General features: G+C 55.8%; 28 protein-coding genes. 15 read left to right on the top strand and 13 right to left on the bottom strand.

Features of this window, described 5'->3' with window-relative positions; translation table 11 throughout:
- The 5 genes from ftsN to rraA form a co-directional block, all read left to right on the top strand.
- Nucleotides 1–339, top strand: a 339-nt coding sequence (gene ftsN / locus HP459_RS07425; protein ID WP_171936072.1) for a cell division protein FtsN, incomplete at its 5' end; no start/stop codon positions are given.
- Nucleotides 340–433: 94 nt separating this feature from the next.
- A complete protein-coding gene (gene hslV, locus HP459_RS07420) occupies nucleotides 434–964 on the top strand; it encodes an ATP-dependent protease subunit HslV (RefSeq protein ID WP_022649795.1) in 531 nt (176 codons plus the stop codon).
- A gap of 9 nt (nucleotides 965–973) precedes the next feature.
- A complete protein-coding gene (gene hslU / locus HP459_RS07415) occupies nucleotides 974–2,308 on the top strand; it encodes an HslU--HslV peptidase ATPase subunit (RefSeq protein ID WP_022649796.1) in 1,335 nt (444 codons plus the stop codon).
- 62 nt (nucleotides 2,309–2,370) lie between these two features.
- Nucleotides 2,371–3,297, top strand: coding sequence for a 1,4-dihydroxy-2-naphthoate polyprenyltransferase (gene menA / locus HP459_RS07410; protein ID WP_088581795.1), 927 nt, complete (start codon nucleotides 2,371–2,373; stop codon nucleotides 3,295–3,297).
- A 92-nt stretch (nucleotides 3,298–3,389) separates the two neighbouring features.
- A complete protein-coding gene (gene rraA / locus HP459_RS07405; protein ID WP_022649798.1) occupies nucleotides 3,390–3,875 on the top strand; it encodes a ribonuclease E activity regulator RraA in 486 nt (161 codons plus the stop codon).
- A gap of 582 nt (nucleotides 3,876–4,457) precedes the next feature.
- On the opposite strand, the gene zapB is transcribed toward rraA, so the two are convergent.
- Nucleotides 4,458–4,697, bottom strand: coding sequence for a septal ring assembly protein ZapB (gene zapB / locus HP459_RS07400; RefSeq protein ID WP_022649799.1), 240 nt, complete (start codon nucleotides 4,695–4,697; stop codon nucleotides 4,458–4,460).
- A 400-nt stretch (nucleotides 4,698–5,097) separates the two neighbouring features.
- On the opposite strand from zapB, the gene HP459_RS07395 reads away from it, so the two are divergent.
- The 4 genes from HP459_RS07395 to fpr all read left to right on the top strand — a co-directional run bounded on the left by HP459_RS07395 (nucleotide 5,098) and on the right by fpr (nucleotide 9,491).
- Nucleotides 5,098–5,943 (top strand): MIP/aquaporin family protein, encoded by an 846-nt coding sequence (locus tag HP459_RS07395; protein ID WP_022649800.1) that lies wholly within the window; start codon nucleotides 5,098–5,100, stop codon nucleotides 5,941–5,943.
- A gap of 21 nt (nucleotides 5,944–5,964) precedes the next feature.
- Nucleotides 5,965–7,473: a glycerol kinase GlpK gene (glpK, locus tag HP459_RS07390; protein WP_022649801.1), complete on the top strand. Its 1,509-nt coding sequence runs from the start codon at nucleotides 5,965–5,967 to the stop codon at nucleotides 7,471–7,473.
- 164 nt (nucleotides 7,474–7,637) lie between these two features.
- A complete protein-coding gene (glpX, locus tag HP459_RS07385; RefSeq protein ID WP_023307187.1) occupies nucleotides 7,638–8,648 on the top strand; it encodes a class II fructose-bisphosphatase in 1,011 nt (336 codons plus the stop codon).
- A gap of 96 nt (nucleotides 8,649–8,744) precedes the next feature.
- Nucleotides 8,745–9,491, top strand: coding sequence for a ferredoxin--NADP(+) reductase (fpr, locus tag HP459_RS07380; RefSeq protein ID WP_022649803.1), 747 nt, complete (start codon nucleotides 8,745–8,747; stop codon nucleotides 9,489–9,491).
- Here the strand turns inward: fpr and HP459_RS07375 are convergent, their stop codons facing one another.
- A complete protein-coding gene (locus HP459_RS07375; RefSeq protein ID WP_022649804.1) occupies nucleotides 9,492–9,911 on the bottom strand; it encodes a DUF805 domain-containing protein in 420 nt (139 codons plus the stop codon). It lies immediately after the preceding gene.
- Between the two features lie 112 nt (nucleotides 9,912–10,023).
- Here HP459_RS07375 and HP459_RS07370 point away from each other — a divergent pair, with 112 nt between their 5' ends.
- Both HP459_RS07370 and tpiA read left to right on the top strand, forming a co-directional pair.
- Nucleotides 10,024–10,620, top strand: coding sequence for a DUF1454 family protein (locus HP459_RS07370; protein WP_022649805.1), 597 nt, complete (start codon nucleotides 10,024–10,026; stop codon nucleotides 10,618–10,620).
- A 111-nt stretch (nucleotides 10,621–10,731) separates the two neighbouring features.
- The gene (gene tpiA, locus HP459_RS07365; RefSeq protein WP_003862019.1) at nucleotides 10,732–11,499 is read left to right on the top strand and encodes a triose-phosphate isomerase; all 768 of its coding nucleotides are present in this window, start codon (nucleotides 10,732–10,734) and stop codon (nucleotides 11,497–11,499) included.
- A 47-nt stretch (nucleotides 11,500–11,546) separates the two neighbouring features.
- Here the strand turns inward: tpiA and HP459_RS07360 are convergent, their stop codons facing one another.
- The 6 genes from HP459_RS07360 to cpxP all read right to left on the bottom strand — a co-directional run bounded on the left by HP459_RS07360 (nucleotide 11,547) and on the right by cpxP (nucleotide 17,669).
- The gene (locus HP459_RS07360; RefSeq protein ID WP_063152742.1) at nucleotides 11,547–12,851 is read right to left on the bottom strand and encodes an SLC13 family permease; all 1,305 of its coding nucleotides are present in this window, start codon (nucleotides 12,849–12,851) and stop codon (nucleotides 11,547–11,549) included.
- Nucleotides 12,852–12,924: 73 nt separating this feature from the next.
- The gene (locus HP459_RS07355) at nucleotides 12,925–13,668 is read right to left on the bottom strand and encodes a CDP-diacylglycerol diphosphatase (protein WP_171936071.1); all 744 of its coding nucleotides are present in this window, start codon (nucleotides 13,666–13,668) and stop codon (nucleotides 12,925–12,927) included.
- A 111-nt stretch (nucleotides 13,669–13,779) separates the two neighbouring features.
- Nucleotides 13,780–14,769: a sulfate ABC transporter substrate-binding protein gene (locus HP459_RS07350; RefSeq protein ID WP_126503573.1), complete on the bottom strand. Its 990-nt coding sequence runs from the start codon at nucleotides 14,767–14,769 to the stop codon at nucleotides 13,780–13,782.
- 208 nt (nucleotides 14,770–14,977) lie between these two features.
- Nucleotides 14,978–15,940, bottom strand: a complete 963-nt coding sequence (pfkA, locus tag HP459_RS07345) for a 6-phosphofructokinase (protein WP_003862009.1) — start codon at nucleotides 15,938–15,940, stop codon at nucleotides 14,978–14,980.
- A 184-nt stretch (nucleotides 15,941–16,124) separates the two neighbouring features.
- Complete coding sequence (gene fieF, locus HP459_RS07340) at nucleotides 16,125–17,009, bottom strand: CDF family cation-efflux transporter FieF (RefSeq protein WP_045308716.1); 885 nt, start codon at nucleotides 17,007–17,009, stop codon at nucleotides 16,125–16,127.
- Between the two features lie 153 nt (nucleotides 17,010–17,162).
- On the bottom strand, nucleotides 17,163–17,669 hold the full coding sequence (gene cpxP / locus HP459_RS07335) for a cell-envelope stress modulator CpxP (protein WP_023298904.1): 507 nt from the start codon (nucleotides 17,667–17,669) through the stop codon (nucleotides 17,163–17,165).
- Nucleotides 17,670–17,819: 150 nt separating this feature from the next.
- Between cpxP and cpxR the strand changes: the two genes are divergently transcribed.
- Nucleotides 17,820–18,518, top strand: coding sequence for an envelope stress response regulator transcription factor CpxR (gene cpxR, locus HP459_RS07330; RefSeq protein ID WP_003862004.1), 699 nt, complete (start codon nucleotides 17,820–17,822; stop codon nucleotides 18,516–18,518).
- Nucleotides 18,515–19,888, top strand: coding sequence for an envelope stress sensor histidine kinase CpxA (gene cpxA, locus HP459_RS07325; protein WP_022649811.1), 1,374 nt, complete (start codon nucleotides 18,515–18,517; stop codon nucleotides 19,886–19,888). The genes cpxR and cpxA overlap by 4 nt, the downstream gene beginning before the upstream one ends.
- Nucleotides 19,889–19,987: 99 nt before the next feature.
- Here the strand turns inward: cpxA and yiiM are convergent, their stop codons facing one another.
- Together yiiM and sodA are read right to left on the bottom strand one after the other, a co-directional pair.
- Nucleotides 19,988–20,662 (bottom strand): 6-hydroxyaminopurine reductase, encoded by a 675-nt coding sequence (gene yiiM / locus HP459_RS07320; RefSeq protein WP_063201017.1) that lies wholly within the window; start codon nucleotides 20,660–20,662, stop codon nucleotides 19,988–19,990.
- A 66-nt stretch (nucleotides 20,663–20,728) separates the two neighbouring features.
- Nucleotides 20,729–21,349, bottom strand: a complete 621-nt coding sequence (gene sodA / locus HP459_RS07315) for a superoxide dismutase [Mn] (RefSeq protein WP_003861999.1) — start codon at nucleotides 21,347–21,349, stop codon at nucleotides 20,729–20,731.
- A 288-nt stretch (nucleotides 21,350–21,637) separates the two neighbouring features.
- Between sodA and rhaT the strand changes: the two genes are divergently transcribed.
- Nucleotides 21,638–22,672, top strand: a complete 1,035-nt coding sequence (gene rhaT / locus HP459_RS07310; protein ID WP_022649813.1) for an L-rhamnose/proton symporter RhaT — start codon at nucleotides 21,638–21,640, stop codon at nucleotides 22,670–22,672.
- Here the strand turns inward: rhaT and rhaR are convergent, their stop codons facing one another.
- From rhaR to HP459_RS23745, 3 genes are all read right to left on the bottom strand, one after another.
- Nucleotides 22,673–23,521 (bottom strand): HTH-type transcriptional activator RhaR, encoded by an 849-nt coding sequence (rhaR, locus tag HP459_RS07305; RefSeq protein WP_171936070.1) that lies wholly within the window; start codon nucleotides 23,519–23,521, stop codon nucleotides 22,673–22,675.
- A gap of 73 nt (nucleotides 23,522–23,594) precedes the next feature.
- On the bottom strand, nucleotides 23,595–24,431 hold the full coding sequence (gene rhaS, locus HP459_RS07300) for an HTH-type transcriptional activator RhaS (protein WP_022649815.1): 837 nt from the start codon (nucleotides 24,429–24,431) through the stop codon (nucleotides 23,595–23,597).
- Nucleotides 24,432–24,491: 60 nt separating this feature from the next.
- Nucleotides 24,492–24,596, bottom strand: coding sequence for a hypothetical protein (locus HP459_RS23745; RefSeq protein WP_015569933.1), 105 nt, complete (start codon nucleotides 24,594–24,596; stop codon nucleotides 24,492–24,494).
- A gap of 136 nt (nucleotides 24,597–24,732) precedes the next feature.
- Here HP459_RS23745 and HP459_RS07295 point away from each other — a divergent pair.
- Nucleotides 24,733–25,606: FGGY family carbohydrate kinase (locus HP459_RS07295; protein WP_253939625.1), on the top strand; the 874-nt coding region annotated here is incomplete at its 3' end.

Raw genomic sequence — 25,606 nt, 5'->3', positions numbered from 1 at the left:
GATCTGTTGCAGACGCCTGCACATACCACTGCGCAACAGCCAAAAACGCAGCAGGCTGCGCCGGTCACTAAAGAGACCGAGGCACCAAAGCAGACGGCTGAGAAAAAAGATGAACGCCGCTGGATGGTTCAGTGCGGTTCGTTTAAAGGCGCTGAGCAGGCAGAAACGGTGCGAGCTCAGCTGGCATTTGAAGGATTTGACTCACGCATTACCACCAATAACGGCTGGAATCGCGTGGTGATTGGACCGGTCAAAGGCAAAGAAAACGCAGACGGCACCATTTCCCGTTTGAAAGTGGCTGGCCACACAAACTGCATTCGACTCGCCTCCGGGGGTTGAAACCCCCAAAATCCCCCCCATCTATCATTTAATTCAGCCCTGAGCACAGGCTCAGGGCTTCTGTTTCCCGAATCTGTAACCAGGGGGTCTGCTCGTGACAACAATAGTAAGTGTACGCCGTAACGGCCAGGTGGTAATTGCCGGTGATGGCCAGGCCACGCTGGGTAATACCGTCATGAAAGGCAACGTGAAGAAAGTACGTCGTCTTTATAACGACAAAGTGATCGCCGGTTTCGCAGGCGGCACGGCTGATGCCTTCACGCTGTTTGAACTGTTTGAACGCAAACTGGAAATGCATCAGGGTCATCTGGTGAAAGCCGCCGTTGAGCTGGCAAAAGACTGGCGTACCGACCGCATGCTGCGCAAGCTCGAAGCACTGCTGGCCGTGGCTGACGAAAACGCCTCGCTGATCATCACCGGTAACGGCGACGTGGTTCAGCCTGAAAACGACCTGATTGCCATCGGCTCTGGCGGCCCGTACGCCCAGGCCGCAGCCCGTGCGCTGTTGGAAAATACCGACATGAACGCGCGCGATATCGCGGTGAAAGCGTTGGATATTGCAGGTGATATCTGCATCTATACCAACCACAATCACACCATCGAAGAATTGACCTCCAAAGCGTAAGGATCGCCCATGTCTGAAATGACCCCACGCGAAATTGTCAGCGAACTGAACAAACACATTATCGGCCAGGACAACGCCAAGCGCTCCGTGGCTATCGCACTACGTAACCGCTGGCGTCGCATGCAGCTCGACGAAGAGCTCCGCCATGAAGTGACGCCAAAAAATATTCTGATGATCGGCCCGACCGGGGTGGGTAAAACCGAAATCGCCCGTCGTCTGGCCAAACTGGCTAACGCGCCGTTCATCAAAGTTGAAGCCACCAAGTTCACCGAAGTGGGCTATGTGGGTAAAGAAGTGGACTCCATCATCCGCGATCTGACCGATTCAGCGATTAAGATGGTGCGTGTCCAGGCGATTGAGAAAAACCGCTATCGCGCCGAAGAGATGGCCGAAGAGCGTATTCTCGACGTGCTGATCCCACCGGCAAAAAATAACTGGGGACAGGCTGAACAGCAGCCTGAACCTTCTGCTGCGCGTCAGGCATTCCGCAAAAAATTGCGCGAAGGCGAGCTGGACGACAAAGAGATTGAGATCGATCTCGCTGCCGCGCCAATGGGCGTTGAAATCATGGCCCCTCCGGGCATGGAAGAGATGACCAGCCAGTTGCAGTCCATGTTCCAGAACCTGGGCGGGCAGAAACAGAAAGCGCGTAAGCTGAAAATCAAAGACGCGATGAAGCTGCTGATTGAAGAAGAAGCCGCGAAGCTGGTTAACCCGGAAGAGCTGAAACAGGACGCTATCGACGCGGTTGAGCAGCACGGTATCGTGTTTATCGACGAAATCGACAAAATCTGTAAGCGCGGCGGCAACAGCTCCGGCCCGGATGTTTCCCGCGAAGGCGTTCAGCGCGACCTGCTGCCGCTGGTGGAAGGTTGCACCGTCTCTACCAAGCACGGCATGGTGAAAACTGACCACATTCTGTTTATCGCGTCAGGTGCGTTTCAGGTTGCCAGCCCATCCGATCTCATTCCGGAACTGCAGGGTCGTCTGCCAATCCGCGTTGAGCTGCAGGCGCTGACCACTGAAGATTTCGAACGTATCCTGACTGAGCCAAACGCTTCTGTGACCGTACAGTACAAAGCGTTGATGGCGACCGAAGGCGTGAATATCGAGTTCACCGACGATGGGATCAAACGCATCGCTCAGGCCGCATGGCAGGTCAACGAAACCACCGAAAACATCGGTGCGCGTCGTCTGCACACCGTGCTGGAACGCCTGGTGGAAGATATCTCTTACGATGCGAGCGACCTTAACGGTCAAACCATTACCATTGACGCAGAGTATGTGGGCAAACACCTGGATGCGTTAGTGGCAGATGAAGATCTGAGCCGTTTTATTCTATAATCGCGTTCAATGCATTTTCATCACTGTTGATGGGGGCTATGGCCCCCATTTTTATTGGCTAAATAACTATGACTGATATCAGCCGTACGCAGGCGTGGCTCGAAAGTCTGCGTCCAAAAACGCTTCCTCTGGCTTTTGCCGCCATTATCGTCGGTACCGCACTTGCCTGGTGGCAGGGGCATTTCGATCCCCTGGTGGCTGGTCTGGCGCTTGTCACCGCCGGGCTACTGCAAATCCTCTCTAATCTCGCCAATGATTACGGCGATGCGGTAAAAGGCAGCGATAAACCTGATCGTATCGGGCCGCTGCGCGGGATGCAAAAAGGGGTGATTACCCAGGCACAGATGAAGCGGGCGCTGATTATCACCGTGGTGTTGATTTGCCTGTCCGGCCTGGCGCTGGTGACGGTCGCCTCGAAAACCACCAGCGATTTCATTGGCTTCCTGGTGCTGGGCTTGCTCGCCATTATTGCAGCAATTACCTATACCGTCGGGACGCGTCCTTACGGGTATATTGGTCTGGGCGACATCTCCGTACTGGTGTTCTTCGGCTGGCTGAGCGTCATGGGAAGCTGGTACTTGCAGGCGCATACGGTGATCCCCGCCCTGTTCCTGCCCGCGACCGCCTGCGGTCTGCTGGCGACGGCGGTGCTGAATATCAATAACCTGCGCGACATCGACAGCGACCGTGAGAACGGTAAGAACACGCTGGCCGTGCGTCTGGGCCCGGTGAATGCCCGCCGCTATCACGCCTGCCTGCTCATCGGCGCGCTGGTCTGCCTGGCACTGTTCAATCTGATCTCTCTGCACAGCCTGTGGGGCTGGCTGTTTGTGCTCGCCGCACCGCTGCTGGTTAAGCAGGCCCGCTATGTCATGCGTGAACTCAGCCCGGCTGCCATGCCGCCGATGCTGGAGCGCACGGTAAAAGGCGCGTTGCTGACTAACCTGCTGTTCGTCATCGGGATTGTCTTAAGCCAGACGCTGAGTTAGCTGACAAATATCAATTAACAATTGATGATTTTGCCAACAAGGCATTTCGCACGATATACTGAACACATTCGCAGCAACAGAGCGTTAAACCTATGAAATACGATACCTCCGAGCTTTGTGACATCTACCAGGAAGATGTCAACGTCGTTGAACCCCTGTTCTCCAACTTTGGTGGACGGTCGTCGTTTGGCGGACAAATCATCACGGTGAAATGTTTCGAGGACAACGGGTTGCTGTACGATCTGCTCGAAGAGAACGGCCGTGGCCGCGTTCTGGTGGTCGACGGCGGCGGTTCCGTGCGCCGTGCATTGATTGATGCTGAACTGGCGGGAATTGCCGTCCAGAACGAGTGGGAAGGCATTGTGGTGTACGGTTCCGTGCGTCAGGTGGACGATCTCGAAGACATGGATATCGGGATTCAGGCCATCGCGGCCATACCGGTAGGCGCAGCGGGCGACGGCATCGGCGAAAGCGACGTGCGCGTCAATTTCGGCGGCGTGACCTTCTTCTCGGGCGACCACCTTTATGCTGACAATACCGGCATTATCCTTTCTGAGGATGCGCTGGATATTGAGTAGTTAATCGGTAAGCGAGATGCATAAAAAAACCGCCAACAGCAATGTGGCGGTTTTTTTGTCCCTCGGGATTCGCGGTCCGTTGGGTGATATTGCAACCTTTAACCAGGATTTTTATCTTACCCTGATTCATTCCTCAGGTAACCCCTGTCGACCCTTTATGAATTCCTAATTATGTGTGGAAACCTTAACTCCGCAGCTGTTGCTCATTATGATGCTGTGTCCCTTTCCGCCATCTCGCAAATGGGCGCCGGTCCAGGGAAAGGTGTATTCACAACCGTAAAGCAACCTTTAACCGGGCTTGTGTCCACCGACTTATCACCGGTGGTGAACGGTGGAGCGGTAAGCAGCAGGGACCGCATAATGAAACGCTATTTATGTATCGCGTTCATTGTCGCCAGCGTACTCGTTGTAAAGAGTGATGAACCGAGTGGGTTTGTTGCTTATGCTATGACAGCGCAGGACAAGTAGCGTTAAGGCCGCCTCGGGCGGCCTTTTTTATGGTTGAAATCCGTGAGCAATAACCATAAAAAAGCCGGGTGGCGGCTTCGCCTTACCCGGCCTAATCAGTTAACCCCACCGGAATTAAACTTCTTCCATACGTCCCAGCAGTGCCTGCAGGCGATCCTGCCAGCCGTTCTGCTGTTCGCGCAGCTGGTTGTTTTCGCGCTCCAGTTCTTCACGGCTGTGCTGAGCATTCTGAACTTCCTGGGACAGGGAGTTGTTTTTCTCTTTCAGCTCTTCAATTTCCATCTGCAGCAGGGTGATGGTGTCGATCGCCTGCTGTACTTTCGATTCCAGTTTCTCAAACACTTCTAAAGACATGATGCTACCTCTCCTGAATTGCAAGGCGACGCTTTAACGTAAACGCGCACGACATATACCGTCGATTGTATGGAGCGCGGCGCTCTGTGTCCAGCGACACACCGCGCAGATCGCGGTTTGCAACACTTTTAGGTCTGGTCCTGGTGCGTTCGCGGCATATACCCCTAAATTGTTAACTCTTTAGTTAATGAAATGATTCAGCTCACATTATACCGTTGATGCAAAAACGCGCTTTATGGCGCGAAAACGCTCATTTTATTGACACAGACCACACATTTTGATTTCGATATTTCTCGTTTGTGCTCGTTAACGATAAATTAACACTATGTCTACAGGGCATCGTGGCTGTCACGGGCGGTCACGCAAACAATAAACATTACTCTTTTGCAGGATTCCGATTATGAGTCAGACATCAACCTTAAAAGGCCAGTGCATTGCCGAGTTCCTGGGTACCGGGTTGTTGATATTCTTCGGAGTAGGCTGTGTCGCTGCACTGAAAGTGGCGGGTGCCAGTTTTGGTCAGTGGGAAATCAGTATTATCTGGGGTCTGGGCGTGGCGATGGCCATCTACCTGACCGCAGGGGTTTCCGGCGCACATCTTAACCCGGCGGTGACCATCGCGTTGTGGCTATTCGCGTGCTTTGACGGACGCAAAGTTGTCCCTTTCATCATTTCACAATTTGCCGGCGCCTTTTGCGCAGCGGCGTTAGTTTACGGGCTTTATTACAATCTTTTCACCGACTTCGAACAGACGCATCATATGGTGCGTGGCAGTGTCGAAAGTCTGGATCTGGCAGGCATTTTCTCAACGTATCCGAATCCGCATATTAATTTTGTGCAGGCGTTCGCAGTTGAAATGGTGATTACCGCTATTCTGATGGGCGTCATTATGGCGCTGGGCGACGACGGAAACGGCATTCCGCGCGGCCCGCTGGCACCACTTTTGATTGGCCTTCTGATTGCGGTAATTGGCGCATCAATGGGTCCGCTGACCGGCTTTGCGATGAATCCGGCGCGTGACCTGGGTCCAAAAACCTTCGCCTTCTTTGCAGGATGGGGCGATGTCGCCTTTACCGGCGGCAAAGACATTCCTTACTTCCTGGTTCCGCTGTTCGGGCCAATCGTAGGGGCGGCGCTGGGCGCATTCGGCTATCGCAAATTAATTGGTCGCCACTTACCGTGCGACACCTGTGTGGAAGAGGAAAAAGAGTCGACTTCCACCACACAACAAAAAGCTTCGCTGTAATCTGACTACGGGACACATACCATGACCGAAAAAAAATATATCGTTGCGCTCGACCAGGGCACTACCAGCTCCCGCGCTGTCGTAATGGATCATGACGCGAACATTGTCAGCGTGTCTCAACGCGAATTTGAGCAAATCTATCCGCGTCCAGGCTGGGTTGAACACGACCCGATGGAGATCTGGGCGTCACAAAGCTCCACGCTGGTGGAAGTGCTGGCGAAAGCCGACATCAGTTCTGACGAGATTGCCGCTATCGGTATCACCAACCAGCGTGAAACCACCGTTGTCTGGGAGCGCGAAACCGGTAAGCCCATCTACAACGCCATTGTCTGGCAGTGCCGCCGCACCTCAGAGATCTGCGAAAAACTGAAGCGCGACGGAATGGAAGAGTACGTGCGCAGTACAACCGGTCTGGTCATTGACCCGTATTTCTCCGGCACCAAAGTGAAGTGGATCCTCGATCACGTGGAAGGTTCACGCGAACGTGCACGACGCGGCGAGCTGCTGTTTGGCACCGTCGATACCTGGCTTATCTGGAAGATGACTCAGGGACGCGTTCACGTCACCGACTACACCAACGCCTCGCGCACCATGCTGTTCAACATCAACACTCTGGAGTGGGATGACAAGATGCTGGACGCGCTGGACATTCCGCGTGCGATGCTGCCAGACGTGCGCAAATCTTCAGAAGTATACGGCCAGACCAACATCGGCGGTAAAGGCGGCACCCGTATTCCTATCGCCGGTATTGCCGGTGACCAGCAGGCGGCGCTGTTCGGCCAGCTGTGCGTCAAGGAAGGGATGGCGAAGAACACTTACGGCACCGGCTGCTTTATGCTCATGAACACCGGCGAGAAAGCGGTGAAATCAGAAAACGGTCTGCTGACCACCATCGCCTGCGGCCCACGCGGTGAAGTGAACTATGCCCTGGAAGGGGCGGTATTCATGGCGGGCGCCTCCATTCAGTGGCTGCGCGACGAGATGAAGCTGATCAGCGATGCGTTTGACTCCGAATACTTCGCGACCAAAGTGAAAGACACCAACGGCGTATACGTGGTGCCAGCGTTTACCGGTCTGGGCGCACCGTACTGGGATCCGTACGCCCGCGGCGCGATTTTCGGCCTGACGCGCGGTGTGAACTCAAACCACATTATTCGTGCGACCCTGGAATCCATCGCCTACCAGACGCGCGACGTGCTGGAAGCGATGCAGGCGGACTCCGGCATTCGTCTGCACGCCCTGCGCGTGGACGGCGGTGCGGTAGCCAATAACTTCCTGATGCAGTTCCAGTCCGACATTCTGGGTACCCGCGTTGAACGTCCTGAGGTGCGAGAAGTAACGGCGCTGGGCGCGGCGTATCTGGCAGGTCTGGCGGTTGGCTTCTGGCAAAACCTCGACGAGCTTCAGGAAAAAGCGGTGATCGAACGCGAATTCCGTCCAGGCATCGAAACCACCGAGCGCAACTACCGCTACAGCGGCTGGAAGAAAGCGGTGAAACGTGCCCTGGCATGGGAAGAGCACGACGAGTAAGACAGACTCACCCCTCACCCTCTCCCCAAAGGGGCGAGGGGACTTAAAACACCCTCTCCCCTTTGGGGAGAGGGCCGGGGTGAGGGGCTCAGACCGCACCACCCCTCCCCCTCCCCACTCTGTGATAAACTTCGTGCAATTCCTTTTGATTGTACGAGTACCTCATGAAACGTGAACTTGCTATCGAGTTTTCCCGCGTCACCGAAGCTGCCGCCCTCGCAGGCTACAAGTGGCTGGGCCGTGGCGACAAAAATACCGCAGACGGCGCAGCCGTCCACGCCATGCGCATTGTGCTTAATCAGGTCAATATCGATGGCACTATCGTCATTGGCGAAGGCGAAATCGACGAAGCCCCGATGCTCTACATCGGTGAAAAAGTCGGGACGGGCAAAGGCGATGCGGTGGATATCGCGGTCGACCCGATCGAAGGCACGCGCATGACGGCGATGGGCCAGGCCAATGCGCTGGCGGTGCTGGCGGTGGGCGATAAGGGCTGCTTTCTCAACGCGCCAGATATGTACATGGAAAAGCTGATTGTCGGTCCTGGTGCTAAAGGCGCTATCGACCTTAGCCTGCCGCTGGATGCCAACCTGCGCAATATCGCAGCGGCGCTGGGTAAACCGCTCAACGAACTCACCGTGACCATCCTGGCGAAACCGCGCCACGACGCCACCATCGCTTATCTGCAAGCACTCGGCGTGCGCGTATTTGCCATTCCTGATGGCGACGTTGCCGCCTCTATTCTGACCTGCATGCCGGACAGCGAGGTCGACGTGCTTTACGGCATCGGCGGCGCGCCGGAAGGTGTGGTCTCTGCGGCAGTGATCCGCGCGCTGGACGGCGATATGCAGGCGCGTCTGCTGCCACGCCATGAGGTCAAAGGCGACAGCGACGAGAACCTTCGCATTGGTGAAGACGAACTGGCGCGCTGTGCGGCGATGGGCATCGAGGCCAATAAAGTGCTCGCGCTGAACGAGATGGCTCGCAGCGATAACGTGGTCTTCTCCGCAACCGGCATCACCAAAGGCGATCTGCTGGATGGCATCACCCGCAAGGGAAACATGGCCACCACTGAAACCCTGCTGATCCGCGGCAAATCCCGCACCATTCGCCGCATTCAGTCCATTCATTATCTCGACCGCAAAGACCCGGACGTACAGACGCACATTCTGTAAAACCGTTTGATCGATAGAGCTTTCCGGCCCGAATGGGCTGGAAATGTTTCCCACAAGTACGGAAGATAGAAGAGAGAAACAGCACAGGAGAAGATCATGGCGGACTGGGTAACAGGTAAAGTCACAAAGGTACAGTTCTGGACCGATGCGCTATTTAGCCTCACGCTGCACGCTCCCGTTCATCCGTTTACCGCCGGGCAGTTTGCCAAGCTCGGGCTGGATATCGACGGTGAACGCGTACAGCGCGCCTACTCTTACGTTAACGCGCCTGATAACCCGGATCTCGAGTTCTATCTGGTCACCGTCCCGGACGGTAAGCTCAGCCCGCGCCTCGCCGCGCTGAAACCGGGCGATGAGGTGCAGATTGTCTCCGACGCGGCGGGGTTCTTCGTGCTGGATGAAATCCCCGACTGTGACACGCTCTGGATGCTGGCGACCGGCACGGCCATCGGCCCGTATCTCTCTATCCTGGAGTACGGCAAAGATCTGGAGCGCTTTAAGAATATCGTGCTGGTTCACGCCGCGCGCTACGCCGCAGACCTGAGCTATTTGCCGCAGATGCAGGCGCTGGAACAGCGATATGGCGGGAAGTTAAAAATTCAGACGGTGGTCAGCCGCGAAACCGCAGCTGGCTCGTTAACCGGCCGCGTTCCGGCGTTGATTGAAAGCGGCGCGCTGGAAGAGGCGGTGGGTTTACCGATGAATACCGAAACCAGCCATGTGATGCTGTGCGGTAACCCGCAAATGGTGCGCGATACGCAGCAACTGCTGAAGGATACCCGGCAGATGACGAAACACCTTCGCCGCCGACCGGGCCATATGACCGCCGAACACTACTGGTGATCAGCGGTACTTCACCTCAAGGGTATCTTTTCCGTATTTGTTCTCGCTCTGGGTGCCAATAAACGCACCCAGTTCGACAACCATCATCACAAAGATAACCGTCGGCAGCAGTCTGCCCACCACCCACGGGAGGATGGAGGGCAGCATTGACCAGTTCCCCGCCACCAGCATCCACGCCAGAATAATCAGAAAAGCCCAAGCGCCGGAGCGACCGCGATCGTGCAGACGTTTCACCACCACGGCGGCGGTTGGCCACAGTAAACAGACCAGCGCAAAAGCCGCAGTTTGCGTGCTCAGCCAGGCGTTATAGGCAACAAAAAACAGAAGCAGCATAGCGACAACCCACGCTGCCATCCAGATCCAGAAGTCACGGCGTCCAATACGCCCTTTGAATGAAAACAACCACTGCTGTATGGTCATGTAAGGTTCCTTATTATTGTTTAGCCCGCATTTTACCCTGGAGTTGTGACCTTTTGACAAGCCGACCAGATATCGTTTTAATCATGGGCAATAACGGCCAGGGGCAATGTTGATGAAAAGTTCGGCACACTCTCTTTATTTGTGTTTAGCGATGCTGAGCGCCAGTTTTTCTCTGCACGCCGCGGAACCGGCTTCCCCGGTCACCGCCCCCTACCTTCTGGCGGGCGCCCCCTCTTTCGATCAATCTATCAGCCAGTTCCGCGAAGCCTTCAATAAAGAAAACCCCTCGCTTGCGCTGGGGGAGTTCCGTGCGATTGACGGTGCCCGCGATACGCCAACCCTGACCCGCGCTGCCAGCAAAATTAACGAGAATCTATATGCTTCCACTGCCCTTGAGCGCGGAACGTTAAAAATCAAAAGCATGCAGATCACCTGGTTGCCGATTCAGGGCCCAGAGCAGAAAGCAGCGAAAGCGAAAGCGCTGGAGTATATGAGCGCTATTCTGCGCGCCTTTACCCCCACCTTCACGAAAGCGCAAAGCCAGCAAAAGCTGCAAAAACTGCTTACCGCCGGGAAAAACAAACGCTATTACGCCGATACGGAAGGTGCCGTTCGCTATGTCGTCGCAGATAACGGCGAAAAGGGGCTGACCTTCGCGGTTGAACCGATTAAGCTGGCCCTATCAGACGCACTCGAGGGGGCGAATTAATGACAAAAAGCAAAGCCTTTCGAGGGAAAATCTCTATACTGATTCACAGACCATGCTGCCCTTAAGGGTGGCCATATTCCTTAATTCGCTTATTGAGCGTGGAGAATTGAAATGCGACATCCTTTAGTGATGGGTAACTGGAAACTGAACGGCAGCCGCCACATGGTAAACGAACTGGTTGCTAACCTGCGTAAAGAGCTGGCTGGCGTGACCGGCTGCGCGGTTGCTATCGCTCCGCCGGATATGTACCTGGATCTGGCTAAACGTGCCGCTGACGGCAGCCACATCATTCTGGGCGCGCAGAACGTTGACGTTAACCTGTCTGGCGCGTTTACCGGTGAAACCTCCGCTGAAATGCTGAAAGACATCGGCGCGAAATACATCATCATCGGCCACTCTGAGCGTCGCACCTACCACAAAGAATCTGACGAGTTCATCGCGAAGAAATTCGCTGTGCTGAAAGAGCAGGGTCTGATCCCGGTTCTGTGCATCGGTGAAACCGAAGCAGAAAACGAAGCGGGTAAAACCGAAGAAGTGTGCGCACGTCAGATCGACGCTGTGCTGAAAACCCAGGGCGCGGCAGCGTTCGAAGGCGCGGTTATCGCTTACGAGCCAGTCTGGGCGATCGGTACCGGCAAATCTGCAACTCCAGCGCAGGCACAGGCGGTGCACAAGTTCATCCGTGACCACATTGCAAAAGCAGACGCGAAAGTGGCTGAGCAGGTCATCATCCAGTACGGCGGTTCCGTTAACGCATCAAACGCAGCTGAGCTGTTCACCCAGCCAGACATCGATGGCGCGCTGGTTGGCGGCGCATCCCTGAAAGCAGACGCTTTCGCGGTGATCGTTAAAGCGGCAGAAGCGGCTAAGCAGGCGTAATTGCCTTTGGGGCGGGTGGCGCTTCGCTAACCCGCCCTACAAAACCACTACAAACGTCCTAATACGCTAAACCACAAATAATCCAGCGGCAGCAGTACCAGATACGTCGCAATCGCCAGCGCCAGGCAGAGCAGCATCCCCGCCTTCGCAGGCACTTTCCCTAAGCCCATCGCCACCACAATCGGCGACGCCTGATACGGCAGCAGCGGCGTGGAATACCCCAGCACCTGAATCATGATCACCGACAGCAGCGGGAAGCCGGTCGCGTCGGAGAAGCTCTGCGCCAGCGTGGTGTACAGCGCCGGAACGCCGTTGGCGGTCATAATGAAGTTGAGCGCCGTGGTGATCCCCGTCAGCGCCAGGAAGCTGGTAAACGGGCGGTCTGCATCCAGCGGCATGATATGGAGCAACGCCTCGCCTACGGCCGCACCGATACCGGTCTGCGTCACCGTAATGGCCAGCCCGAGTATACCCGCGACGTAAATACAGGTGCGCATATTCACCCCCGCCGAGAACTCCTCGCCGGCGATAAATCCGATGCGCGGCAGCATAACGATGACCGAGGCCGCCAGCCCTGTCCACGCTGGGCCCACGCCATGCCAGCTCTCCGTTACCCACATCGTCAACACCACCGCCAGCAGCCAGGCGAGTCGTTTTTCGTCACGCCCCATCGGTTCAGACGGCGTCAGATCCTTCGCTGGTTTCGGGCTACCGGGGAACAGCCAGCAGATCAGGCCAATCAGAATCAGGCCTTTGAGAATACCCAGCACCGGCGTGTGCAGCAGCAGATACGGGACATAGTTGAGGTGGATACCGTATGAGCCTTCCGCCGCGCCGCTCATCACAAGGTTTGGCACGTTAGCGGGCAAAATAGTGGCCGAGAGCTGGAAAGTGCCAAACCCGACCGCCAGCGCCAGGCCAAACCAGGCCCGCGAGCCATCAGGAATGCCGGCCCGCTTCGCCATCGCGGCGACAATCGGCATCAGCAGCGCAATACGTCCCATGTTCGACGGCATCACGAATGCCAGGGCATAGCTCAGCAGCACAACGCTTGCCACCATCAGCACCCAGGAGTCGGTAAGCTTTGCCGACAGCGCCCGGGCGGCCCTGTCCGCCAGGCCGGTTTTCCGAATCGCCACGCCCAGCACAAAGCCGCTGAACACCAGCCAGAAGGCAGACGAGGCGAAGCCGCCAAAGATCACTTCCGGCGGGGCGATTCTGGCGGTCATCGCCGCCGTAAAGAACAGCAGCGCGGTGATAAATTCCGGCAACAGCGACGTCGCCCACAGCACGATGGTGACGCCGACGATCAGCGAGGGAAGCAGCAGAGGATGCGTTAACCAGAGCGACATACCTGTCTCCTGTAGAATTTTTCAGCAAGTCTACGGCGACAGGCAGGGCGAGTAAACGCTATTTATGGTGGGGTCACTTCAGGATATCGCATTGATGATCCTGCAATTCCTCAGCCGACGCACGGTTAAAGATAAGCAGGTTACGCTCTGTCGCCAGCAGTACAAACGAGCCGTCTGACTGCTGCGCCATCGCCAGCGCGAAGCGTCCCATATGGTCGCGCGCTTCCGGCAGCTCTTCCGCCAGCATCATAAACGGGCTGCGCTGCACCAGTTCGTTCTCCGTCACCCGACGGGCAAGGTACTCATGCCCTTCCAGCCCGCCCGGAAGCGGTAGCCACTGGGTGCTGATTTGCCCCTGCGACGCATTCAGCTTCTCGCGCACGTCCGGGCGCAGGCAGGAGATGTGGATATGAAAATGGTTCTGCGTGCGCCCGGTCGGGGAGTTGATGGTCAGCGAAACGGCGCTGTCAGGCACGTCGGCTCCCCGTTTCATGCTCATAAAATGACGAGACTGCCATGCCAGCCAGAAGAAATTCGGTGTCTGCGGCTCAGTCAGCAGCGGGCTTTCGGTGCCGTTGATACGGTACGTGGGCATCAGCAGGTATTGCAGCGGTCCGTTGCGGTCCTTGAACACCACGTAGCCCGCATCTGGCTTCACCTGCGCACACGGTGCCGGGTTACGGTTATGCAGCTGGTTGGGCACACACTGGTCGAGAACGATATGACGCAACGCATTCGGATTACCCGCTTTCATCCAGTACACGCCGCCTGCGGCAAGGGCGATAACGATCAGAATCAGTAAGATAATTTTTTTCACAACGCGTTCCCTGTTTTCAATAGAGGCAAAAGAGTAACGCAAAATGATGACCAAATAAAAAACCCGGCGGATTTCTCACACCGGGTTACCGTGTCGTTCTTTGTAAAACGCTTAGCGCTTGCTGATCTGGTCGAAGGTGCCGCCGTTAGAGAAGTGCTCTTTCTGCGCTTTGGTCCAGCCGCCAAAAACCTCATCAATAGTGAACAGCTTCAGTTTCGGGAAGGCGTTTTCGTATTTCTTCGCGATGGCCTCATCGCGCGGGCGGTAGAAGTTTTTCGCCGCAATTTCCTGCCCTTCCGGTGAGTAGAGGTACTTCAGGTAGGCTTCCGCCACCGCTTTGGTGCCCTTCTTATCAACAACCTTATCGACGACGGAGACGGTCGGCTCAGCCAGGATGGATTCGCTCGGGGTCACAATCTCGAATTTGTCTTTACCCAGCTCGTTGGTCGCCAGCAGGGCTTCGTTTTCCCAGGCAATCAGCACGTCGCCGATACCGCGCTCGACGAAGGTGTTAGTTGCGCCGCGCGCGCCGGAATCCAGCACTTCGACATTTTTAAACAGCGCTTTCACGAATTCCTGCGCTTTAGCCTGGTCACCGTTGTTGTGGTGCAGGGCGTAGCCCCAGGCCGCCAGGTAGTTCCAGCGTGCGCCGCCGGAGCTTTTCGGGTTCGGCGTGATGACAGACACGCCCGGCTTAATCAGGTCGTTCCAGTCTTTAATCTGTTTCGGGTTGCCTTTGCGCACCAGGAAGACAATGGTCGAGGTGTATGGCGCAGAGTTGTCCGGCAGGCGCTTGATCCAGTTTTTGTCGATACGGCCACGCTCCGCGATAGCGTCCACGTCATAAGCCAGCGCCAGGGTAACCACATCGGCTTCAATGCCGTTGATCACCGACGTCGCCTGCTTACCTGAACCGCCGTGAGACTGGCGAACCACCACGTTATCGCCGGTTTCCTGTTTCCAGTGCGCCGCAAAAGCTTTGTTGTACTGGTCGTACAGTTCACGCGTCGGATCGTACGACACGTTCAGTAACTGAATGTCCTTTGCCAGAACGCTGGTCGATGCCAGCAATAATGTTAACCCCACGCCCCATTTATTCATCGCCCGGCTCTCTTGTTTAGTGTTTTGATGAATGCAGCGTGCCAGAAAGCTAACCGATGATTAAAGAATAAAAAAAGATTGGCTATAACGTGGAGGAATAAAAAAAGGATGGGCACAAAAAAGCCGGGTGGCGGCTACGCCTTACCCGGCCTACGATCCGTGCTTTTGTAGGCCCGGTAAGCGCAGCGCCACCGGGCAACAGAGCCGATCAGTAAAGTTTTTTCGCGCAGTCCAGCCAGTCACCTTTGAACGGACGCTTCATGTTTTCAATGGCGTCGATGATGTCATGGTGAACCAGTTTCTCGTTCTGAATACCGACGCAGCGGCCGCCGTGGCCCTGTAGCAGCAGCTCGATCGCGTACGCACCCATGCGGGACGCCAGGATACGGTCGTACGGGCCTGGGGAACCGCCACGCTGAATGTGACCCAGAACGGTCGCGCGGGTTTCGCGTTTGGTTTCGGTTTCGATGTACTTCGCCAGCTCGTCAACGTCACAGATGTGCTCGGTGATAGCAACGATGGCGTGTTTCTTACCTTTCGCGATGCCGGCTTTGATCTCTGCGACCAGATCTTCACGGCTGAACTCTACTTCCGGAACTACCACGAACTCACAGCCACCGGCAATGGCCGCCGCCAGGGTCAGGTCGCCGCAGTAACGGCCCATCACTTCAACAATGGAAATACGCTGGTGAGAGGAAGAGGTGTCACGCAGGCGGTCAATCGCTTCCACAACGGTACCCAGCGCGGTGAAGTAACCGATGGTGTAGTCAGTGCCTTTGATGTCGTTGTCGATGGTGCCAGGCAGGCCGATGCACGGGAAGCCCATTTCAGTCAGACGTTTTGCACCCATGTACGAGCCGTCGCCGCCGATAACCACCAGCGCATCCAGACCCCGTTTTTTCATGTTTTCGATAGCCACTTCACGGATGTGTTCGTCACGGAATTCCGGGAAGCGCGCGGAACCGAGGAAAGTACCGCCACGGTTGATCATGTCAGACACGCTGTAGCGGTCGAGCTGAACCATGCGGTCTTCATACAGACCCAGGTAACCGTCATAGATACCAAAAACTTCCAGACCTTCCGTCAGCGCTGCACGGACAACCCCACGGATTGCCGCGTTCATGCCCGGCGCATCACCGCCGCTTGTCAACACACCGATTTTCTTAATCATGACTACCTCTGAACTTAGGAATGCAAAATTGAAATCTGCTGCCGGAAGAAACTGTTCAACCGTCGAATACTGCAAATAGTATATCAATCCCTTCCAGCTGAATTGATTCAGGTCAGGCCATATGGTGGTAATTTATCCACAAAATGCTGGTCTGGCTCACTTTTTTACAACGAATTACGAAAGCTCAAAACGCCCTGGGGACGACAGAGCACGGATCCTGGTGAATAATGACGTCTGACCCAGGGAAACGCTGCAAAATCGCCTGCTCCACCTGTTCAGCGACCATATGCGCCTGAACCAGTGGCAGGTTGTCTTCCATTTCCAAATGAATCTGAATAAAGCGGGTCGGCCCTGACTGCCGCGTACGAAGATCGTGAGCACCACTGACGCCAGGCCAGTGGGTCACGATGGCATAAATTTCATCACGTTCTGCATCCGGAAGCGCACGGTCAAGAAGCGACTGTACCGCGTCATACCCCATCCGCAACGCGCTGTATAAAATATAGATCCCTATCCCTAACGCAAACAACGCATCGGCACGATGCCAGCCATACCAGGCCAGACCGAGCGCAATAAGAATAGCCCCATTCATCATAACATCAGACTGATAATGAAGCATATCGGCCCGTACAGCCTGGCTTTGTGTTTTGCGTACAACCCAGCGCTGGAACGTTACAAGAACAAGTGTGCTTATAAGTGCAACTACGGTTACGACCACACCAACGCCCGGATCGTTCATCGGAGAAGGCGAAATAAGATGCTGAATGCCGGTCAAAAACAGGAAAAGCGCGGAGCCAGAAATAAACATACTTTGTGCCAGCGCGGCCAGCGATTCCGCTTTGCCGTGGCCAAACGTATGCTCTTCATCTGCCGGTTGCAGCGAATAGCGCACCACCAGCAGGTTGGTCAGCGAGGCGGCAATATCCACCAGTGAATCCACCAGCGCCGCCAGAATACTGACCGACCCGGTGTACCACCACGCGAAAATTTTAATGATCAGCAAACACGACGCCATCACCGTCGCGGCTATTGCGGCCCGGCTTACCAGCCGTCCATAGGATTGATTCATAAACACTCCTGTCATGCCATGGCGCTAGTATAACGGATGGCGGTGGAGTGAAAGGATGAATAAAGCGTTAACAACACTGAACGATGGGCAAAAAAAACCCCCACATCATGTGGGGGAAGACAGGGATGGTGTCTATGGCAAGGAAAACAGGGTTTACTGGTTACTACGGGTACTGCTATTGCTACTGAAAAGCGTCATATCTGAGCTTCGCTGCATCCGTGCAACCTCACGCAACTGGTTCATACGTTGCTGATGTTTGGTATTCAAAACCGCTTGCTGCTCGGGCGTTAGCAGGTGGAACATCTGGTTGCGAACCTTCGCCATTTCTACCTGGCGGGCAACCTGTTCCTGCGCCATTTTTTCTGCCTGAGCGCGTACAGCGCTTTCGTCAAAATTTTCTGCGGTGACAAGGCGATGCATTGTCTCCATTTCGCTAACATTAACAGGGGGCTGGTCGTGTCGTGCCCTCTGCATCAGATCTCGCATCTGTTGACGCTGATGTTCGGTTAAACTTATGCCGTCAAACATATGGCTTTGGCTGCTGTGCTGCGTTGCGCCCTCTACTGAGGAACCGTTATCGCTGTTGATAGCTACAGCAGCCTGGCTAAACGCACAGAAGGCCAGCGTTGAGGCCATGACGGCAGCGGTAACTTTGCGCATCACTTGCTCCCAAAATCTTTCGTGTCGCGATTCAACGAGAGACAGTCTACGATTCAGGCTGCAAACATGCGTCAGGGGGTGTAAAACAACGTAAAGTCATGGATTAGATAGCCTTGATGTCGTAATTTCTGCCTCGGAGGTATTTAAACAATGAATAAAATCCTGTTAGTTGATGATGACCGAGAGCTCACATCTCTTTTAAAGGAGTTGCTCGACATGGAAGGTTTCAACGTCCTGGTTGCCCACGATGGGGAACAGGCGCTGAGTCTCCTTGACGACAGCATCGATTTACTTTTGCTCGACGTCATGATGCCGAAGAAAAATGGTATTGATACGTTGAAAGAGCTTCGCCAGACACACCAGACCCCCGTCATTATGCTGACCGCACGCGGCAGCGAGCTTGACCGCGTACTCGGCCTTGAGCTGGGTGCGGATGACTATTTACCTAAGCCGTTCAACGACCGTGAACTGGTGGCCCGTATTCGCGCGATCCTGCGCCGCTCTCACTGGAGCGAGCAGCAGCAGAATACCGACAACAGCTCACCTACGCTGGAAGTGGACTCCCTGAGCTTGAACCCGGGCCGCCAGGAAGCGAGCTTCGACGGTGAAACGCTGGAGCTAACCGGCACCGAGTTCACCCTGCTGTATCTGCTGGCGCAGCATCTCGGCCAGGTGGTGTCTCGTGAACACTTGAGCCAGGAAGTGCTGGGCAAACGCCTCACCCCGTTTGACCGCGCCATCGATATGCATATCTCGAACCTGCGCCGTAAACTGCCGGAGCGTAAAGACGGTCACCCCTGGTTTAAAACCCTGCGTGGTCGCGGTTATCTGATGGTTTCCGCTTCATGATAGGCAGCTTAACCGCCCGCATCTTCGCCATCTTCTGGCTGACGCTGGCACTGGTTTTAATGCTCGTTTTGATGTTGCCAAAACTCGACTCACGCCAGATGACGGAGCTGCTCGACAGCGAGCAACGTCAGGGCGTGATGATCGAGCAGCACGTGGAAGCGGAGCTGGCAAACGATCCGCCGAACGATTTAATGTGGTGGCGCAGGCTGTTTCGCGCTATCGACAAGTGGGCGCCCCCCGGACAACGTCTTTTACTGGTCACCAGTGAAGGCCGCGTGATTGGGGCCGATCGCAATGAAATGCAGATTATCCGCAACTTTATTGGCCAGGCGGATAACGCCGATCACCCGCAGAAAAAGAAATATGGTCGGGTAGAAATGGTGGGCCCTTTCTCGGTGCGGGATGGGGAAGATAACTACCAGCTCTACCTGATTCGCCCCGCGAGCAGTTCCCAGTCCGACTTCATCAACCTGCTGTTTGACCGTCCGCTGTTGCTGTTGATTGTCACCATGCTGGTTAGTTCCCCGCTGCTGTTATGGCTGGCGTGGAGCCTGGCGAAACCGGCGCGTAAGCTGAAAAACGCGGCGGACGAAGTGGCGCAGGGCAACCTGAGGCAGCATCCGGAGCTGGAATCCGGGCCGCAGGAGTTCCTGGCCGCCGGAACCAGTTTTAACCAGATGGTGAGCGCGCTTGATCGAATGATGACGGCCCAGCAACGTCTGCTGTCGGATATCTCCCACGAGCTGCGGACGCCGCTCACGCGTTTACAGCTGGGTACCGCCCTGCTGCGCCGTCGCAGCGGTGAGAGCAAAGAGCTGGAGCGTATTGAGACGGAAGCGCATCGCCTGGACAGCATGATCAACGATCTGCTGGTGATGTCGCGCAATCAGCAGAAAAACGCGCTGGTGAGCGAAACGGTAAAAGCCAATCACCTCTGGCATGAGGTGCTGGACAACGCGGCCTTCGAAGCGGAACAGATGGGCAAATCCTTCACCGTCAATTTCCCGCCGGGCCCGTGGCCGCTGTACGGTAACCCCAACACGTTGGAAAGCGCGCTGGAGAATATCGTGCGTAACGCCCTGCGCTACTCGCACACGAAGATTGAAGTGGCGTTCTCGGTGGATAAAGACGGGATCACTATCATCGTGGACGACGACGGTCCAGGCGTCAGCCCGGAAGATCGCGAGCAGATTTTCCGTCCGTTCTACCGTACCGACGAGGCGCGCGACCGTGAATCTGGCGGTACGGGGCTGGGTCTGGCGATTGTTGAAACCGCCATGCAGCAGCACCGTGGCTGGGTGAAAGCCGATGACAGCCCGCTGGGCGGGCTGCGGCTAACGCTGTGGCTGCCGCTGTATAAGCGTTCGTAATCCCCTCACCCTAACCCTCTCCCCATAGGGGAGAGGGGACGGCTCGGTGCGGTCTTTTCACCCTCGCCCCTTTGGGGAGAGGGCCGGGGTGAGGGACAATTATTTCCCCCACAATCTCCGCGAACTGCTCTCGATCTTGCCGCTTATCCGCCGCTTCTGCATCGTTCTGGTCCAGCTAGTGGATAATCCTGCCGCTGACAGCAGGCGGTGAAACTGTTCATCGTCGAAGGGCATATGCCAGGCAATGGCACAGGCCTCGTATACCGACACCTCACTCAGGCGCGAAGCCAGCTCAATCGGCGCATCCGCCGAAACCTGTCCCGCCTGCACAACGCGATACAGCCAGCCGGTTTTACCCGCGTTTTGCAGCTGGGCCGACATATCCTGAATGCCAAAATGGTAGTTAAGTTTGAAGCACGGCGAGCGCGGCTGGGTGACCTGAATCAGAGCATCGCCCCAGCGATAAATATCGCCAATAAAGACGTTCTTCTCCGTCAGCCCTTCCGTTGAGAGATTTTCGCCAAACGCGGGGGCGACGAAAAGGTCCGCCTGTTCAGGAAATTCGGTTTTCCAGTGCTGATAGTGCTCGCGCGGATAGTGGCACAGCGCGCGATCGGGCCCGCCGTGGATTTTCTTTTCGGCCTGCTGGTCGCCCGCCAGACCAAGCTCGGTAAGCGTCAGCTCACCGTCGACCTGCACTTTGGCGATAGCGCTCGGGCGACTGCCTTCGTACTCCCTTACCTTGCCTGTAAACACATTCACCGGGTAATGCATCTCCACTCCTTCAGATACAAAAAAAGCGAGTCATCAGACTCGCTTCTCACAGGCGTCAATGCAACCTTATTTTTTAGCGGCGAAACGCGCTGCTGCTTCGTCCCAGTTCACTACATCCCAGAAGGCTTTGATGTAGTCAGGGCGACGGTTCTGGAACTTCAGGTAGTAAGCGTGTTCCCACACGTCCAGACCCAGAATTGGGAAGCCGGATGCGCCAGAGATAGCTTCACCCATCAGCGGGGAGTCCTGGTTTGCGGTTGAAACGACCGCCAGTTTGTCACCTTTCAGGACCAGCCACGCCCAGCCAGAACCGAAACGGGTTGCAGCGGCTTTTTCGAATTCCGCTTTGAAGTTGTCAACGGAACCGAAGTCACGCTCGATAGCCGCTTTCAGGTCGCCCTGAAGGGTGGTGCCGGTTTTCAGGCCTTTCCAGAACAGGCTGTGGTTAGCGTGACCGCCCGCGTTGTTGCGCAGCACGGTTTTCTTGTCTGCTGGCAGCTGGTCCAGTTTGGTGATCAGCTCTTCAACAGGCAGATTAGCGAACTCTGGCAGGCTTTCCAGCGCAGCATTCGCGTTATTCACGTAGGTCTGGTGGTGTTTAGTGTGATGGATTTCCATCGTCTGCTTGTCGAAATGCGGTTCCAGTGCGTCGTAGGCATACGGCAGGGATGGCAGTGTATAACTCATAATCCTCTCCATTATTGTCGGGCGGCACAGCTGTTAATGCCGCGTAAGCAGTTGGTTCATTATAGTTAATTAAATGATATTGAAAATGATTATCAATGCCGTAGTTTTTATAAGGTTATTCGGTTTTTAAGAAATGAAGGAATTGTGAGTCTGCTCACGCGGTTAACGTGCTGATTGCCATTCAAAACAAAAGTGCGGCAACCTTCTGAAGGTTCCCAAACCGCCTAATTTTTACACTCATCAAGTCGGCGGGAAGCCTCCGGCTATAAAAACGATGAGGATGTAAAAATGAATCATGCGATTACGATGGGTATCTTCTGGCATTTGATAGGCGCGGCCAGTGCAGCCTGTTTCTATGCCCCGTTTAAAAAGGTGAAAGGCTGGTCATGGGAAACCATGTGGTCCGTTGGCGGTACCGTGTCCTGGCTGATTTTGCCGTGGACAATCAGCGCCATGCTGCTGCCCGATTTCTGGGGCTACTTCTCCTCCTTCAACGCCTCCACCCTGCTGCCGGTATTCCTGTTCGGCGCGATGTGGGGTATCGGTAATATCAACTACGGCCTCACCATGCGCTACCTCGGAATGTCGATGGGGATTGGCATCGCGATCGGCATTACGCTGATTGTTGGCACCCTGATGACGCCAATCCTCAACGGCAACTTCGATGTGCTGATCAACACCCAGGGTGGGCGAATGACGCTGCTGGGCGTGCTGGTAGCGGTGATCGGCGTGGGAATTGTCACCCGCGCGGGCCAGTTGAAAGAACGCAAGATGGGCATCAAAGCCGAAGAGTTCAACCTGAAGAAAGGGCTGCTACTGGCGGTGATGTGTGGCGTCTTCTCGGCGGGCATGTCGTTCGCGATGAACGCCGCCAAACCGATGCACGACGCCGCTGCAGCGCTGGGCGTCGACCCGCTGTACGTTGCCCTGCCAAGCTACGTGGTGATCATGGGCGGCGGCGCACTGGTAAACCTCGGCTTTTGCTTCATTCGTCTGGCAAAAGTGAAGAATCTGTCGGTAAAAGCCGACTTCTCGCTGGCAAAACCGCTGATCGTCACCAACGTCCTGCTTTCCGCCCTCGGCGGTCTGATGTGGTATCTGCAATTCTTCTTTTACGCCTGGGGTCACGCCAGTATCCCGGCGCAGTATGACTACATGAGCTGGATGCTGCACATGAGCTTCTACGTGCTGTGCGGCGGGCTGGTTGGGCTGGTGCTGAAAGAGTGGAACAACGCCGGGCGTCGTCCGGTTGGCGTGCTGAGCCTGGGCTGCGTGGTGATTATTATTGCGGCCAATATCGTCGGCCTCGGCATGGCGAACTGATTACGCTGCCTTTCGACTGCGATGACGCCACTGAACCGGCGTCATCCCCACCTCACGGTTAAACACCACCGAAAAGTAGTTACTGTCCTCAAAGCCGCAGCGCATCGCCACTTCACTCACCATCAGCTCCGTATGCTGTAACAGATACTGAGCGTGGCAGATGCGCAGCTGGCGCAGATAGTGGTTTACCGTCATCCCCGTCTGGGTGCGGAACTGCTGGCGCAGCGCGCGCTCGCTGCACTGCTCCTGCTCGCAGAATTTTTCCAGCACGAAACTCTTGTTAAGACTGCCCGCAAGCCGGGTGATGAGCTTATCCAGCAGCGCTTCCTGCGTGGTGGCAGAGGGATTATCCGTAGCGTAACGATGGCGCTTCAGGGTCATCACCAGCTGGGCAAAAAGCAGCTCCGACATCTGGTTTGCCACCGGATCGCTCTTCTGGCTCTCCTGCTCCAGCTGGGAAATCGTCTGGCGCACCGGAGCCATGCCGTTGCTGCTTAAGCGCCAGTGCGGTTCGCCTCTGGCATCATGTAAACCGGGGATATTGCCCGACCAGTCGACATTCAGTTTAAGCCTGTCAGGGCAGTAGATGACGTTCTGCAACACCAGATCGTTAACCGAGGCGTAAGAGTGTTTATCTTCGGCGCGGATGTAGAACAGGTCTCCGCGCGTGATGCGGTAGGGACGGTCGTTGAGGACGTGCAGGCCGTTGCCCCGCCACACCAGCACCAGCTCGCAGAACTCGTGGGTATGCTCGGCAAAGACGTTTTGCGGATAGCGGTCCGCCACCGCAACGGCCTGACTCGCGGAGGCAAAAAAATCATCTTTACGAAGAATTAACTGAGCAGCCACACCACAACCTCGACGGCGAATAACCGGACATTATTAGCCTTTCTGCGGTAAAAAAACGGTGACTGCCCTCGCGTTACTGAAGCAACGCGTCTTTCCCCTGACGGATATCGCGCGGCGACCAGCTAAATTCCCGACGAAACAGCGTTGAAAAGTGGTTACTGTCGCCGAAACCGCAGCGATAGGCGATATCCGTGACGCTTTCATCCGTGTGCCTTAAAAGGTGACGCGCTTTGATCAGGCGCAGACGGTTGAGGTAGCGCTGCGGCGTCAGCCCGGTATGCTGCTTGAGCTGACGATGCAGCGTGCGCAGCGAGAGCGAAAAGTCATCCGCCAGCGTTTCCCAGCAGACATCTTCGGCAAAATGATCTTCCAGCCAGGCCATCAGCTGATTCAGGCGCGCGTCGTTATTTTCCAGCCCTTCCACCAGGCTGCTGCGCCGCAGCAGCACCAGCAGCTGCATAAACAGCATCTCGCGGGTAGCAATGGCGTGCGTCTCCTGTCCATCCTCGCTCTGCTCCATCTGGCTTACCAGCTGACGCACCTGCTGCAACGTGGACTGATTCACCCGCCAGTGCGACGGGTAGTGGCCGTCCTTCTCCTGCGGCAACAGCTGATTCAGCCCGGAGAGAAACTGAAACGCATCCGGAGAACGATAGAGCACATTGGTCAGGCACAGGTTATCGGTATGTTCATACAGGTGCCTGTCGTGATCGCGCACGAAGCACACCGTACCGCCGCTGATGGTATACGGCTGACCGTTAAACACGTGGATGCCCGTTCCGTGCTCAACAATCACAATTTCATGAAAATCATGATGATGTTCCGGGAACGCAGCCTGAGGCAGCCGTGGCTCAATCGCAACCGGCGAAGCCCCCGAAGGAAAAAAATCGACGCTGTGCAGTACGGTCATAACGGCCTCTACCAATGAGAAAAGTTCTCAAAATAGTAATTAAGGCCTTCCCCGCTCACCTTAAATTTTTGACAGCAAACCGCGCAAAAGCTGCCGGTTTTTCAAGAAACAGGCGGAAAGATCGGGAAATGCGGTCAGCGTCACACTGCCTGCAAACCCCGCGATTACTGGAAACTGTGAACTCCCTCACGTTCATCTTTGCTTTCTTGCCAGCGCGAGATTTGGGCTGTCAGTGGCGAGAAGGTGGCTATTTCTTCCCTTTCTTACACTCCTCGGTAATGACTTAAGAAAGGACCCGACCATGACTTTTCGCCATTGTGTGGCTGTCGATTTAGGCGCATCCAGCGGCCGTGTAATGCTCGCCACCTGGGACTGCGACCTGCACACCCTTACGCTTCGCGAAATGCACCGTTTCGCCAATTGCCTGCAAAAACAGGACGGTTTTGTTACCTGGGATATCGACGCCCTGGAAGCAGAGATCCGCACCGGACTTCACAACGTCTGCGAAGACGGTATTCGCATCGACAGTATCGGCATTGATACCTGGGGTGTGGATTACGTGCTGCTGGACAGTCACGGCGAACGCGTCGGCCTGCCGGTCTCCTACCGCGACAGCCGCACCGATGGGCTGATGGCGCACGCCATCGCGCAGCTTGGCAAGGAGAACATCTATGGTCGCAGTGGCATCCAGTTCCTGCCGTTTAACACGCTGTATCAGCTACGTGCGCTGGTTGAGCAACAGCCTGAGCTGGTCGAAAAGGTGGCGCATGCGCTGCTGATCCCGGACTACTTAAGCTACCGTCTGACCGGCAATATGAACTGGGAATACACCAACGCCACCACCACGCAGCTGGTCAACATCAACACCGATAACTGGGATGAACATCTGCTGGCCTGGACGGGCGCCTCGCCGTCCTGGTTCGGCGCGCCAACCCATCCGGGCAATGTGATCGGTCACTGGCTTTGCCCGCAGGGGAATGAAATCCCTGTTGTCGCCGTCGCCAGTCACGACACCGCGAGCGCGGTCATTGCCTCGCCGCTCGCCGACAAAGATGCGGCCTATCTCTCTTCCGGCACCTGGTCGCTGATGGGCTTCGAGAGCAAAACCCCGTACACCAGCGATGCCGCGATGGCGGCGAACATCACCAACGAAGGCGGTGCCGAAGGCCGCTACC

Origin of the sequence: Enterobacter sp. CM29, from assembly GCF_013179605.1 — a bacterium.
GTDB classification, from domain to species: domain Bacteria; phylum Pseudomonadota; class Gammaproteobacteria; order Enterobacterales; family Enterobacteriaceae; genus Enterobacter; species Enterobacter intestinihominis.
This window is presented reverse-complemented; position numbering and strand designations above follow the sequence as displayed.